At 62.0% G+C, this 13,621-nt stretch carries 10 protein-coding genes; 8 read left to right on the top strand and 2 right to left on the bottom strand.

The features are described 5' to 3' along the window. Positions 1 to 67 precede the first annotated feature (67 nt). Positions 68 to 5,668: a dermonecrotic toxin domain-containing protein gene (locus RGV33_RS26580; RefSeq protein ID WP_322147226.1), complete on the bottom strand. Its 5,601-nt coding sequence runs from the start codon at positions 5,666 to 5,668 to the stop codon at positions 68 to 70. Between the two features lie 204 nt (positions 5,669 to 5,872). Here RGV33_RS26580 and RGV33_RS26575 point away from each other — a divergent pair, with 204 nt between their 5' ends. The 5 genes from RGV33_RS26575 to RGV33_RS26555 all read left to right on the top strand — a co-directional run bounded on the left by RGV33_RS26575 (position 5,873) and on the right by RGV33_RS26555 (position 9,431). Then, on the top strand, positions 5,873 to 6,892 hold the full coding sequence (locus RGV33_RS26575; RefSeq protein WP_322147225.1) for an alpha/beta hydrolase: 1,020 nt from the start codon (positions 5,873 to 5,875) through the stop codon (positions 6,890 to 6,892). Positions 6,893 to 6,954: 62 nt separating this feature from the next. Beyond that, positions 6,955 to 7,608: a DsbA family oxidoreductase gene (locus RGV33_RS26570; RefSeq protein ID WP_322147223.1), complete on the top strand. Its 654-nt coding sequence runs from the start codon at positions 6,955 to 6,957 to the stop codon at positions 7,606 to 7,608. 106 nt (positions 7,609 to 7,714) lie between these two features. Next, the gene (locus RGV33_RS26565) at positions 7,715 to 8,635 is read left to right on the top strand and encodes an arginase (protein WP_322147222.1); all 921 of its coding nucleotides are present in this window, start codon (positions 7,715 to 7,717) and stop codon (positions 8,633 to 8,635) included. After that, entirely contained in the window at positions 8,632 to 9,012 is a 381-nt protein-coding gene (locus RGV33_RS26560; RefSeq protein ID WP_322147221.1) for a transporter, read from the top strand. The genes RGV33_RS26565 and RGV33_RS26560 overlap by 4 nt, the downstream gene beginning before the upstream one ends. Continuing rightward, positions 9,009 to 9,431, top strand: a complete 423-nt coding sequence (locus RGV33_RS26555) for an EamA family transporter (RefSeq protein ID WP_322147220.1) — start codon at positions 9,009 to 9,011, stop codon at positions 9,429 to 9,431. The genes RGV33_RS26560 and RGV33_RS26555 overlap by 4 nt, the downstream gene beginning before the upstream one ends. Positions 9,432 to 9,605: 174 nt before the next feature. Here RGV33_RS26555 and RGV33_RS26550 read toward each other — a convergent pair whose 3' ends face one another. Then, positions 9,606 to 10,376, bottom strand: coding sequence for a MipA/OmpV family protein (locus RGV33_RS26550; protein ID WP_322147219.1), 771 nt, complete (start codon positions 10,374 to 10,376; stop codon positions 9,606 to 9,608). 242 nt (positions 10,377 to 10,618) lie between these two features. On the opposite strand from RGV33_RS26550, the gene RGV33_RS26545 reads away from it, so the two are divergent. From RGV33_RS26545 to RGV33_RS26535, 3 genes are read left to right on the top strand one after another with little or no spacing between them, the layout of a single operon-like run. Beyond that, on the top strand, positions 10,619 to 11,323 hold the full coding sequence (locus RGV33_RS26545) for an MtnX-like HAD-IB family phosphatase (protein ID WP_322147218.1): 705 nt from the start codon (positions 10,619 to 10,621) through the stop codon (positions 11,321 to 11,323). Next, entirely contained in the window at positions 11,316 to 12,710 is a 1,395-nt protein-coding gene (locus tag RGV33_RS26540; protein WP_322147217.1) for an aspartate aminotransferase family protein, read from the top strand. Before RGV33_RS26545 ends, RGV33_RS26540 begins: the two co-directional genes overlap by 8 nt. Continuing rightward, positions 12,707 to 13,594 (top strand): alpha/beta hydrolase, encoded by an 888-nt coding sequence (locus RGV33_RS26535; protein ID WP_322147216.1) that lies wholly within the window; start codon positions 12,707 to 12,709, stop codon positions 13,592 to 13,594. Before RGV33_RS26540 ends, RGV33_RS26535 begins: the two co-directional genes overlap by 4 nt. The last annotated feature ends 27 nt before the right edge of the window (positions 13,595 to 13,621 follow it).

Below are 13,621 nucleotides of genomic sequence, written 5' to 3'. Positions count from 1 at the left end.
GAGTTTGTCTCATGTTTGCATGGCTGTCGACCGCGTCGCCGAGGTGGGCGGCGCGGGTAACGCAGGTTTATAGGCTGGCGAAGTGCTTCAGGAACAGCGCACGACTGATATCTCCACGCCAAATGGGCGTGTGGGTTGTTTGTTGCTTCTGCCATTCCAGGCCCAGGTTACGTTGCTCCGGCAGTTTCAAATGAGCTTTGACAACGGCGTCGAAGGGCGTTGTTGCCGAGTCGTAATGTGCATGGACGTACCACAGCACGGGTTCATTGGGTTTACTGAGGTCGTGCACGGCGTACTCCTGTAGAAAGTCGCTGCGGCCGCCCTGGCGTCTGCCATTGGCGATGCGTTCACCTATTTTGCTCAGGCGTACACAGGGCTTTGGGTCTTTCGGATCTGGCGTGAGCAGGTAATCGAGGTACCCACTGGTCGGGGTCTTGCTGATCATCGACTGCTCAATACGCAACTTGCGTCCAGTAACGGTCAGCTCATCCGCCTTGCTGCGTAGCAGTTCAATGATGGGCTCGTCGGGTGCCACGCGGTGAATCCGGTTGGCTCGCACCGTCAGCTCGCCGGCCTCTCTGATCAGCAGGTGCTCCAGATTCACAGGTGCCATGTTCTGGCTGGCATATCGTCGGGCATTGGTTTGGTGACTCTCCACGTCATTGAGCCTGGACTGGGCTTCCTGGACCAGGGTGTTGCGTGAAACGCTGCTGTCGGGGACCGGCGGGGGCTGGGTGGGGGTGGCAAGGCGAGCGCGATTGCTTTGGGGGTCAAGGTGCCAGGTTTCGACTTGGCCCGTAGACGTTTCGATGATGAATTGACGGGCGTGGGTTTGCGGGTGAGCTGTTTCGGTACCGACCATCAATTGATGGTCTTCGGTTGTAAATACCTGAAAGGTGGCGTTTTGCGGCCGGGCTGGAGTGAGGCCCAGGTCCTGACGGCCGAGGTCGACCATTTCGTCCAGGTCGTCGAGCAGTCTGCCCAGGTTCGGTTGATCGAAGTGCTGCGGGTAACCCAGGTTCCAGGCTTTCAGGTCAAGGCTGAATCTCTGGTATTCCAGGATGCAGGCTTCCAGAATGATGGCGCGCTGGGAGCGCGTGGCCGAGGATTGGCCCAGGGTGTAGTGGATCTGAAGGGCCCGCGTGATATCGAGATGGCGCCGGAATACCTGTTGGTGCAGGTAGAACCACGACAGGTCGTTGATAGCGTCGTAGCGGTAAAAGGTCTCGAGGCTGAAACTGAACTTGAGATAGCGGCGATACTCGGCGCCGAATTGGTTATTCAGGTCAGCGAGGTCCTTGCTCAGGTCCGCGAATTCCTTTCGGTTGACTTCCAGCCGCTCGGGATTGGTTTCGGTGTACTGGAAGTCTCGCTCGTTCCTGATTTTATGATGCCAGGCATTGGCCGCTTTGGCGTATTGGTCCAGGTCTTCGAGTGTCTTGCGAACCTCCACACTGACAGTTTTTCGTTGATTCAGAAGGTTGATCGCGCTGCCCGCGTCGATATGGTCGAGCGCCAATGCGCTGAATTGCGCCACCAGCGCCTGTAAGTCGAGCCTTGCTTTCCTGCTGAGTTCGATAGTGTTTCTGGCAATAATCGCGGCGTTGGCCTGGCGTATGCCGCGCAGGGCGTTGATGCGATCCCGGCCAACCGGTTGAGGCAGTTGTTGCAGTACATGATCGTGGCGGATGGCCAAATCATTCGTTGCGCGCAAGGCCTGTCGCAGATCATCCCAGGCGGGCGTTTTGCCTTCGGGGGCCGCGTTCATATAGCGCACCCCCAGTCGCCGCGCCCTTTGGATATGGTTGCTCACTTGGCTGCCCAGTGCCATGGATTCGTCTTGCAGGCGCAGTTGCTGGCGCAGGGCACGATCGGTCCACCAAACGGGCAAGCGTTCACGAATTGCATGCGGCCAGAGTGGGTCAAGCCGCTCGGCCATATGCCCAAGCACACCACCGCCACCGACCAGCCCGCCGTTGAATGCAACGCCGTACACGCCGAAGTGGGTGTCCCATTCGCCGTTTTCATCAAGGGTGATGGGCTGCTTGTAGGTTTTGCTGGGGGTGCCGCTCAGGCGCCAGCCCGGCGGGTCACCCGCGAGTTCGACCTGGTGGATGCGCCCGCGCCGCACGATAAAGTCGCCAGTGGCATGGCGGTACACCTGACGATAAAGGCCGTGGGCGTGAGGTTGCATTTCGGCCAGGGACACCAGCCCTTCGTATTCGTAACCGGCGAAGCGCTGGGCGGCACGGCGGGACTGGCTGATGCTCGACACTTGCAGGCCAGCGGCGCTGCTGCCCAGGCTGCGCAATTGCCGCTGGCGCGTGATTCCCCGGGCGCTTACAGGCAAAGCGATGCTGCCGGGCAAAACGTCCATCGCGCAGTCGATCAGCGCTAACAAGACGCCTTCGACTTCCGCCAGGCCGTGGCCAACATCGCCGCGCAAGAAATTTGCCACGGCCAGGTTGGCGCTGGTCCAGGCGTCGTACAGGGCAATCACCGAGCCTGCGAATGGCACCAACCCCAACGCGATTTTCAGATAGTTGAACACCAGCCCGGCGCGCAAGGCGTTCTGTTCCAGCAGCAGCGCGGCATTGGAGCGCGAAGTGGCGCGGTGGGCTTCGATCAACCGACCCATTCTGGCGTTGAGCAAATGGCCGGCCAGTGAGGTGGTGACGGGCCAGCGGGGGCCGACGGCGAACATCCCGTCGAAGTTTTTCAGTTGGGCCTGGGCGAGGCGTGCGAGGTGGGCCTGGGTATCACCCTTGATGGCCAGGCCGGCGAAATATGCACTCATGCCGCTGCCCAGGCTCAGGTCGTAAAGCGCCTTGCGCGCGAGGTCCAGGCTGGCATAGCGGCGTACGTGGCGGCCGTCCGGAATGTCGGGCAGGTACAGCAGTGTCACGCCTGACTGTTGCTCTTGAATAAACGTGACACCCGCCAGGGTGGTCGGCCCGTGGTCGGTGTCTTTGCCGCCGGCACTCAAGTGGGCAGGCAACAGCACAATGCGTTTGCCTTCCACCTGCCAGGCGGCGGTGTCGGTGGCGTCAATGGCGATGTTCAATATCTGCAGTTCGGTGTCGTTGAGCAGGCCCTGGGCCCGGGCGAGTTTGCCGTGCAGGGCGAGCATCAGGCGTAGGGGCTCGGTGAGGCATTCGCGCCGATATTGGGTGGCAAAGGGCGGGTCTGTCGGGGCGCCGAGGAAGGTGTGGGTGATCAATTGTTCGTAGGCGCCCGCCAGGTCCAGCTCCTTGACCAGCACCTTGAGGTAATCGAGGGTCAGGCCTTTGGTCAGCCGGTCGACTTCGATTGCGCTCGAGCCAGTGGCGTTGACCTTCATGTAGCTCAAGCGCTGGGCCAGAGGCTGGTCGATGTTCTGTTGCGCCAGTTGCAGCAGGGAAAGCGTGCCGCGGCCTTGGCTGGCGACCGTCACGTATTTGAACGGAGTGCCGGGGCCGGCATACGCAGACAGGTATTCGCGTTCCTGGCTCACCGAGTCAGGCAGGTCCAGTTGCACCTCAAACGGCTGTTCAAGCATGAGGTCTTCGCGCAGGCGCGCGTCCAGGCGGCGCTGGCTGAAGTCTTGGAAAGGTTCCAGGTCGCGCTGCAGCAACTGCTCGGCCTGCTGCATGGCCTTGATCTGGGACAGCAGCAGGGCCTTGAGCGCTCCTCGCTCATCTTCGGAAAGTTGGCTCAGTGTCGTCGGTAGCGCGCTGGCCAGTTTGCTGCTGCGCTGCTGCTGCAACAGTTGCCCGTACGCCAGTTCCCGCGCCGGGTGATGGTGGGCTTGCACCTCGAACAGGGTTTGCGCGTGGAGCTTGCCCATGGCTTCGGCCAGCTCTGTGGCGAAGGCGGGGGCCGGGTAGCGTTTGATCAACCCTACGGCCTGCTGTTCACTGGCATACAGCTGCTGTTGCAGCGAGTACTCGAAGGGGTTGCCGGTCAGGACGGACCATTGCAGGGTTACGCCAAGATCTTCGGCCGACAGCTTGAGCAACGCCTGTTCCAGGGCTTGGCGTGATGCAAAACGCTGCAGGCCGCCACTGACGCCGGGCCAGTACAGCAACAGGCTGTGGGGGGCCGCGGAGGTCAGCGCGGGGGTCTGGGTGAACAGCAGCAGGCCGTGCAGTTCTTCATCGGCCTGGGTGGTGTCGCTGCTGGTCAGGATCAAGCGGGCAACCGCGACATCGGCACGGTTTGCAGGGGTGTCGGGGTGGTCGAGTACCGCCTGGAGCATGTGCTGTTCATCGGCACTGATCTGTTTGAGTGCTTGCTGCAAGGCCGCTTCGGCGCGCAGCGCGGCGAGCCGTGCGTGGTACAGCACGTCGTAGTCAGCGTTGGGTTTATGCCGCAGTTCAAGCCACTGCAAGGCGCCTCTTTTGTCGAGCAGGGCGCTGGCGGCGGTGTTGGCCGCCTGCTCTGCATCGTCCAGCGCCTGCATCAAGGGTTTCAATGAGGCCAGGCGAGCCGACCATTGTTGATCGTCACCCAAAAACGCTTCAAGGGCGCTTCGTTGCTGTTTGACCGTGGCCAGACGCTCGCTCAGGGCAATGTCGGCGCTCAGTTGGCCGAACAGTGCCGGCTGATCGTCATCGTCTGGCCCGGCTGCCAGGTCCGGGCCGGGCGGCGCCGCGAGCAGTGGGTTTTCGCGGCGCTGGCGGTCCAGCTGGTCGGCATCGTCCAGGGCATGGCCGGCATAACGGCCCAGGTCGCTGCCGTTGCGATGGCGGTTGCGCAGGCTTTCCAGTTGGGCGGTGTGCAGGTGGGAGAGCAGGTCCTGTACGCCGTGTTCCAGCGCACCGTTGCGCGGGCTGTAGTCGAAGGTGACGGCGCTCGGTGCAACATCGGGCGGTATCAACTGCTGGGCCAGGGCGGTCAACCAGTGTTCCATCTCGCTGCGCTGGCTGAACTGCACCAGGGTCGGCTTTCGGCAGGGCAGGTACAGGGTTTGCGTCAGCAGCGGTTTACCCGCCTCGGTAATCAACCAGGCGCCCGGCAGTTTGACTTTGCTCGCACCGGGCAGCACCAGCGCCAGTTGCCAGGTCTCGATAGCCGGTGCGCCGTTGGGCGGGGACATGAGATTGAGGATGGGTTGCAACGGCTTGAGTTGCGCGGCGCTCAGGTTCCCTGTGGCCAACGCCAGTTGGCTGCATGCTTCGAAGTGCTGGCGGTACAGTTGTGCGGCGCGATCAGCCCGGGACAACGGCGTGCCGGGAGCTCGGCTGCTCCAATACTGGTTCCAGTGTTCGGTGAGCAATTGGGCCAGGTTCAGCGCCTTGAGGTGCTGCAGCAGTTGCACCGGCGTCAGGCTCGACAGCCGGTGCAGCGCCAGCCCGACGACTGTGCTTTGGGCGTTCAGCGTGGCCGGGATATCCGGGAACTGGCAGATAAACGCCCAGGCATCGGCCAGGCTCACGGCGTGTTCATCCTGATGTTCGGTCTTGAGAAAACCCAGGCCGGCGGGGGCGGTGCCCAACTGCAATTGTTCCTTGAGCAGGTGCTCGATCGAATCGCGCACGCCAGGTGCCTGGGCGACCAGCGCGTGCAGTTCCTCGCGGCTGTCGCGCCAGCGGGCGGCGGCTTCCTGGTACAGGCTGTGGTCTTGGCGACGCAGCAGGCGCAACATCGCGGTGGAGGCTAACTGGGGTGAAAAAGTGAAGTCACTCATGATGGTGTTCGCTGTAGCCCTGATGAGACCGGTCGTGCCGGCAATGGCTCATTAAAAGGGCGCGCCCCGGGCTTGCGGTGATAGATAGATATCGGGATGACCATTGGGCGCCCTTCACGAAATTGTCACGTAACTGTGGCAGCGCGCTTGAACAAACTTCATCAGACTCGCGCTCTACTGGGGTTCTGCGTTTCGGTGTTTTTCATGCGTGTGTTGGTTTTGATGGCCGCTCTATTGTTCGGCCTGCCGTCCTTTGCGGCGTCTCGATGTGATGTGAATGTCCCGACTGAGCGGGTGGACCTGGACCAGGTAAGCCTGGCGTACCAGAGCATTGGTCGCGCCTCCGACCCGGCGTTGCTGCTGGTGATGGGCCTGGGCGGCCAGTTGATTCACTGGCCGGACGAGGTGGTGGTGGCCCTGTGTGAGCAAGGTTTTCGGGTAATCCGCTATGACAACCGCGACGTTGGCCTGTCGACCTGGCGCCAGGCGCCCGCCAGCGCCAACCTGACCTTTGAGGTGCTGCGCTATAAGCTCGGCCTGCCGGTGGCGGCGCCCTACACCCTGACCGATATGGCCGACGACGCACTGGGCCTGATGGACGGGTTGCACATCCAGCAATTCCACGTGCTGGGGGCGAGCATGGGCGGGATGATCGCCCAGCATTTGGCGGCGATGGCGCCCCAGCGGGTGGAAAGCCTGACCCTGATCATGACCAGCTCCGGTGCCGAAGGCCTGCCGGCGCCGAGCGCAGCACTGGTGCAATTGCTGTCACGGCGCAGCGCACCCAATCGTGAAGTGGCCCTGGAACAACAGGCCGACCTGTTGGCGGCGCTGGGCAGCCCCTACGTGAAGGATGATCGCCAGGTGCTGTTGCAGCAGGCGGCGCAGTCCTACGACCGGGCGTTCAACCCCGACGGGGTGAAGCGCCAGATCATGGCGATCCTCGCTGAACCGAGCCGGGTGCCGCTGCTCAACCAACTGCGCGTACCGACCCTGGTGGTGCACGGCACCGCCGATCCGTTGTTGCCGGTGATGCACGGCGTGCACCTGGCAGCGCATATCCAGGGCAGCCAGTTGCGGCTGATCCCAGGCCTGGCGCATCGTTTCCAGGAGGCGTTCAAGGCGCCGTTGCTGGCGGCGGTGCTGCCCTATTTGCAAGAGCACCGCCAGGATGCAGCCCATTGGGCACAGATCGACCCGGTGGGGCCGGCGAAGGTTTTGTAAGGGCTTGGCGGGGTGTATCGTGGGACCTTTCTGGCGTTTAATGCCTGCGAGGTTGCCTAGTCATGAGTACTCCCCTGAAAATCGATTTCGTCAGCGATGTATCCTGCCCCTGGTGCATCATCGGCCTGCGTGGCCTGACCGAAGCCCTGGACCAACTGGGCGCGCAGGTGCAGGCAGAGATTCATTTCCAGCCCTTTGAGCTGAACCCGAAGATGGCCCCTGAAGGCCAGAACATCACCGAGCACGTCAGCGAAAAATACGGCTCCACCGCCGAACAATCCCAGGCCAACCGCGCGCGGATTCGCGACATGGGTGCCGAACTCGGGTTTGCCTTCCGCACCGACGGCCAGAGCCGCATCTATAACACCTTTGACGCGCACCGGCTGTTGCATTGGGCCGGGCTTGAGGGCTTGCAATACAACCTCAAGGAAGCGCTGTTCAAGGCCTACTTCACCGACCAGCAAAACCCCTCGGATCACGCCACCCTGGCGGCGATTGCCGAAGGTGTGGGCCTGGACCGCCAGCGCGCGGAAGAAATCCTGGCCTCCACTGAATACGCAGCCCAGGTGCGTGAGCAGGAGCAGGTGTGGGTGTCTCGCGGGGTGACTTCGGTGCCGACCATCGTGTTCAACGACCAGTACGCAGTCAGCGGCGGGCAACCGGCAGAAGCCTTCGTCGGAGCGATCCGGCAGATCATCGCCGAGACCAAGGGTTAAGCGCTGGCCCGTCCCTTGCATTCACCCCCTAAAGCCCATTCGGCCGGCGTTCATGCGTGATGAACCCGGTGTCTGGATGGGCGCTGCCAGGAGGTGAAACATTTCCTTGAACATTCTTGACCTCGATCACAGCCTCACCGGCCAGGCACCGATTGCCCAACGTCTTGCCAGCGGCCAGGCCACGCGCCTGGACCTGCTCGACCTCGGCCCGAAGCTGCGCCTGTGGTCTACCGAAAAAACCTATAGGCGCTTTGCTGAACGCCTGGCCCGGCGGCCCCGGCCCGCCGGCGCCCGGCCCGAAATCCTGTTCGTCGGCTCCGGCGACTATCACCACCTGACCCCGGCGTTCCTGGCCGACCTGAAAGAACCCATCAGCCTGATCCACTTCGACAACCACCCCGACTGGGTGCGCTTTGCGCCGCGCCGCCACTGTGGCTCGTGGGTCAATCGGGCGCTGAAAATGCCGGCGATCAAACGCATCGTCACCCTCGGCCCGTGCAGCGATGACCTGCACAACCCGCAGTTACGGGGTGGCAACCTTGGCGCCCTGAAACGTGGGGATTTGCAGCTGTTTCCCTGGCAGCACGCGCCGTCGAAAGTCTGGGGCCGGGTGGGCGATGGCGCCGGTCACCACCAGCAGGAAAACCACCTGCACTGGCAAAACCTGGCCGAACTGGACTGGAGCGTGTTCCTCGCGCAGATGATCGCCAGCCTGCCCACCGAAGCGATCTGGATCACCATCGACAAAGACGTGCTCGCCAGCGAAGACGCGGCCACCAACTGGGACCAGGGCGGCATGCGCCTGACCCACCTGCTGCAAGCCCTGCGAGCGCTGGCTGCGAGTAAGCGCATCATTGGCATTGATGTGTGTGGCGAGTTCGCGACGCCGGCGTTCAGTAACGCGTTCAAGCGCTGGGAAGCCAAGTCCGACCAACCGCCGGCCGAGCGCTGGAGTGAAGAGGACTTGCTGCGCAACGCCGCGACCAACGAGGCGTTGATCAATCTGTTTGAGGAGCTGTTTCCGTGACCCTGACTGTGGTGTTGCTGGTGGCCTTTTCCATCGTGCTCGATGTGGTTGGCCAGTTGTGTTTCAAGATCGGCCTGGACCGGTTGCCGGAACTGGAGGGCGGGTTTCGCCTGAATGCATTCTGGGGCCAGGTGTTCAATGCGCCGCTGTTGTGGGCCGGGATCGGCGCCTACGCGATCGAGTTTTTCGTATGGCTGGAGGCATTGTCCCGGGCGCCCTTGAGCCTGTTGTTTCCGTCAGCGGCGCTGGCGTATTGCGGCGTGGTGCTGGCAGGCAAGGTGGTACTCGGTGAAACCGTCAGCCGCCGCCGCTGGATGGGCACGATGGTTATCACTGCCGGCGTGATGCTGGTGGCTATTGCAGGAACTCAAGCATGAACTCAGAGAATATTGCCGTGACGCCCGAACGGCCGGCCGGCTGGCTGCACGGGCGCCTGGGCACCGTGGTGTTGTGGGCGTTGCTGATCGGCACCGAAAGCGCCGGGCAATTGTTTACCAAGGTGGCCGGCGACCAATTGGGGCAGATGGATTTTACCCTGCAATGGCTGGCAGACGTGGCGCGCAACCCGGGGATCCTGGCGGCGATTGCCAGCTATATCGGCGCGTTTTTCGTGTGGATGCTGATACTGCGGCGCAGCAGTTTGTCGCTGGCCTTTCCGCTGAGTTCACTGGTATTTGTGGTGGTGCTGCTGGGCTCCTGGCTGGGCCTGGGGGAGCACATCAGCGTGCTGCACTGGGTGGGCGTGGCGGTGATTATCGGCGGGATAGCGTTGCTGGCTGAAGGCGAAGAGAACTGAATTGATCGTTCCCGCGCACAGCGTGGGAACGTTCGTCATTACGTGCGGTGTGCCACCCAAAAGCCCAGCCCGTGTGACACCGCAATATCCTTCACGCACGCCTCACGCTGCTGTGGGGCAATCGGCACGTGCGGGTTGCCGCCGAAATGCTCGTAGTAACAAACGGTGTATCGGCTACTCGAACTTGTAGCTGATGGCCGTCTGCACCTGGCCCTGATTCACGTCCCCGGTTTCCTTGACGATGCTGCTGTTGGAGGCCGAGCCCACCAGGTGGACCCAACTGGCGCTGGTCAGCAGCGACCAGTTGTGCGCCAGGGGGAATTCGAAACTCTGGGTCAGCGTCAGGTTCTGGAAACCGCCGCTGGCGTTGTACGGGCGAATGCCGGAGGAGGCGGATTCGTTGGCGTCGACCCCAAAATAGGTTTGGGTCTGGCGTGCGTCGGCAAAGTGCGCCATCAGGCCGCTGCTGCCGATGATACCGCCGCCCAGCGGGTAGCCCAGCTCGCCGCCGAGTTTGCCCAGCACGCCACTTTGGTCACGACCACCGCCTACGGCCTGGCCCATCTGGGCGTAGATGCGCCAGAAGTCTGCGGGCGCGTACTGGATGAAACCACCCACCTCGGCCATGTCCGAGACATTGCGCAAGCCCTGCAGCGAACCGTTGGAGGTGCGCCCCTGCAGGTAATTGATGTAGGGCCCGGCGGTAATGCCGTGGGTATTGAGGGCGCTCCAGGTCAAGCCGTCGTCGGTGCCCAGGCTGACGCTTCCCCAATCCAGGTCGAAATAGGGGATGGGCCGCGTTTCGTAGCGGCTGGCGGTGGGGTCGTGGGGCTGATAGCTGATACCGGCGCCCACCTCACCCGTGATGCCGTCGGCCAGGACGTCGCCACAAACACCCCACAGCCCCAGTAAACCGGCGAATACAGCAGAAGTAACCCTGAACATGGAGCGTTTCCTTATCTGAACATGCGCGCATGAACGCGCGAACGCCCTTGGCTGCGCAAGCACTCATCTTGTTTGTAGCGAGCTACAAAAATTGTAGCTCCATCGACACATATCCGCCGGCCCCTGCGCCGAACCCCCAGCCCTGCTGGGCTTTGGCCACTTGGCACAATCCCTGCTCTACCCCTCTTAGCAAGCGCAGACAGCGCGCCCCTTCTCAAGCCCTCCAACTCAAGGAAAGGCAGATGATTCACTGGCATATCGTGTGTGACTTCGACGGGACCATCACCCCCACCGATGTCATCGACAACGTCCTCCAACGCTTCGCCGGCCCCGAGTGGGAAACCATCGAACAGGAATGGCTGGACGGGCACATCGGCTCACGCGAATGCCTGAGCCGCCAACTGGCCCTGATCAAGGCCACGCCCAGCGAGTTGCTGGCGTATTTCGACAGCGTTGAGATCGACCCGGACTTCCCGGATTTCGTCGACCACGTGATTGGCCTGGGTGCTTCCATTGAAGTGGTCAGCGATGGCATCGAGCAAGGCATCGCGCGGATCCTGTCGCGCAACTACGTGACCTTGCTGCCGATCCTCGCCAACCGCCTGCGCCAGGTCGACCAGAACAGCTGGCGCATCGACTTCCCGTATTCCAGCGATGCCTGCCGCGCCGCTTCCGGCAACTGCAAGTGCAAGTCCACGCCGGGCAACAAGCGCGTGCTGGTGATCGGCGACGGCAAGTCCGACATGTGCGTGGCCTCTACCGCCGACTTCGTGTTTGCCAAGGCCAGCCTGGCCGACTACTGCGAAGCCAACGACATCCCTTACGTGCGGTTCGACACCTTTGCCGAACTGCCTGCATTGCTGGCAAAGCTGCCTCAGGGCATCGCCGCCAACGCCACCTCTTTCAACACGTCTTCCGACAATCAGGAACTCTTCCACCATGTCTGATATCCGCATCGCTACCGCAGAAGACCAGGTTCTTCTGGATAAAGAAGCCAAGTACTGCTCCTACGGCGACACCGTGCACTACATCGACCCGCCGCGCATTTTCAGCCGCTGCGAAGGCTCCTACGTGTGGGATACCGAAGACCAGGCTTACCTCGACCTGCAAATGTGGTACTCGGCCGTCAACTTCGGCTACGCCAACCCGCGCCTGAACAACGCGCTGAAACAGCAGATCGACACCCTGCCACAAATCGCCAGCCAGTACCTGCACAAAGGCAAGATCGAACTGTCGGAAATGATCGCCGTCGACGCCAAGAACAAGTTTGGCCTGGACGGTCGCGTGCACTTCAACGTGGGCGGTTCGCAGTCCATCGAAGACTCCTTGAAGGTTGTGCGTAACGCCTCCAACGGCAAGAGCTTGATGTTCGCCTTCGAAGGCGGCTACCACGGCCGTACCCTGGGCGCTTCCTCGATCACTTCGAGCTTCCGCTACCGTCGCCGCTACGGCCACTTCGGTGAGCGCGCCAACTTCATCCCGTTCCCGTATCACTTCCGCGGCCCTAAAGGCATGACCAAGGAAGAATACAGCAGCCACTGCGTGCAGCAGTTCGCCCGTCTGTTCGAAACTGAATACAACGGCGTTTGGGACCCAAAAACCAACCAGTGCGAATACGCAGCCTTTTACGTCGAGCCGATCCAGGGCACCGGCGGCTACGTGATCCCGCCGATGAACTTCTACAGCGAGCTCAAGCAGGTCCTCGACCAGCACGGCATCCTGATGGTCGTCGACGAAATCCAGATGGGTTTCTGGCGTACCGGCAAGCTGTGGTCGATCGAACACTTCGACGTCAAACCGGACGTGATCGTCTTCGGCAAGGCACTGACCAACGGCCTGAACCCGCTGGGCGGCATCTGGGCGCGTGAAGAGCTGATCAACCCGAAGATCTTCCCGCCAGGTTCCACCCACTCCACCTTCGCATCCAACCCGCTGGGTACTGCGGTAGGCCTGGAAATGTTCAAAATGACCAGCGAAGTCGACTACGGCGCGATGGTCATGGCCAAGGGCAAATACTTCCTGGCCGGCCTGCAAGAGCTGCAAAAGCGCTTCCCGATCATCGGCGACGTCGATGGCCTGGGCCTGGCGCTGCGCTGCGAAATCTGCACCGCTGACGGCTTCACCCCGGACAAGGCCACCCTGGACTACATGGTCGATGAAGGCATGAAGGGCGACATGGTGGTGGACGGTCAGAAACTTGGCTTGATCCTCGACGTGGGCGGCTACTACAAGAACGTGATTACCCTGGCCCCGTCGCTGGAAATCACCTACCCGGAAATCGACCTGGGCCTCAAGCTGCTCGAGCAACTGCTTGTGCGAGCGACCAAACGGTGATCGGCCACGAGATCGACCTCGGTGAAGGTGATGCCGGCTTCGTTCTCGGTAGCGGTCCGGTGGGGATCCTGTTGATCCACGGCCTGACGGGCACCCCGACGGAACTCCGTCGGGTGGCCCAGGGCTTGGCCAAGGTCGGTAATTGCACGGTGTACGTGCCGACCCTGGCCGGGCACTGCGGGGACAATAGCGACCTGCAAGCCACCGGCTGGCAGGACTGGTACGAGGGCGTACGCAAGACATTCGTTGGCGTGAAACAGCGCCACGAGCAGGTGTTCGTCGGCGGCCTGTCGATGGGCGCGGTGATGTCGATGTACGTGGCGTCGCAGTTCCCGGGCCAGGTCACCGGCTTGCTGATGTACTCCACCACCCTGAAGTACGACGGCTGGAGCATCCACAAGCTGGCGTTCCTGACGCCGTTGCTGATGAAAATTCCGTTCGGCGTACACATTTGCAGCTTCGAGGAAAAACCACCTTACGGCATCAAGAACGAACGCCTGCGGGCGATCGTCGAGCGGCAGATGAAGGAAGGGGAGAGCAGCCAGGCGGGTCTGTTGACCATGGAGGGCATCACCGTGCGCGAGTTGCACCGGATGAACGCCGTGGTGAAAAAACTCATGCCGTCGATCAAGACGCCGGCCCTGGTGCTGCACTCGATCGAAGACGATATCACCAGCCGCTGGAACGCCGATTACGTGGAGCGCCACCTCGGCGGGCCCGTGACCAAGATCCTGCTGGATAACTGCTATCACATGATCACCGTCGACCTGCAATACCGTCGAGTGATCGAGTTGAGCGCCGAGTTTGTCGAACAACACGCCGCCGCTGCAGGAGCGGGCTTGCTCGCGAAGGACGCTAACGAAAACAGCTATTGCCTGGTTTAACGATGTGCTCTTGCGTTCTTCGCGAGC

The organism is Pseudomonas sp. Bout1 (assembly GCF_034314165.1).
Classification (GTDB): Bacteria; Pseudomonadota; Gammaproteobacteria; order Pseudomonadales; family Pseudomonadaceae; genus Aquipseudomonas.
This window is presented reverse-complemented; position numbering and strand designations above follow the sequence as displayed.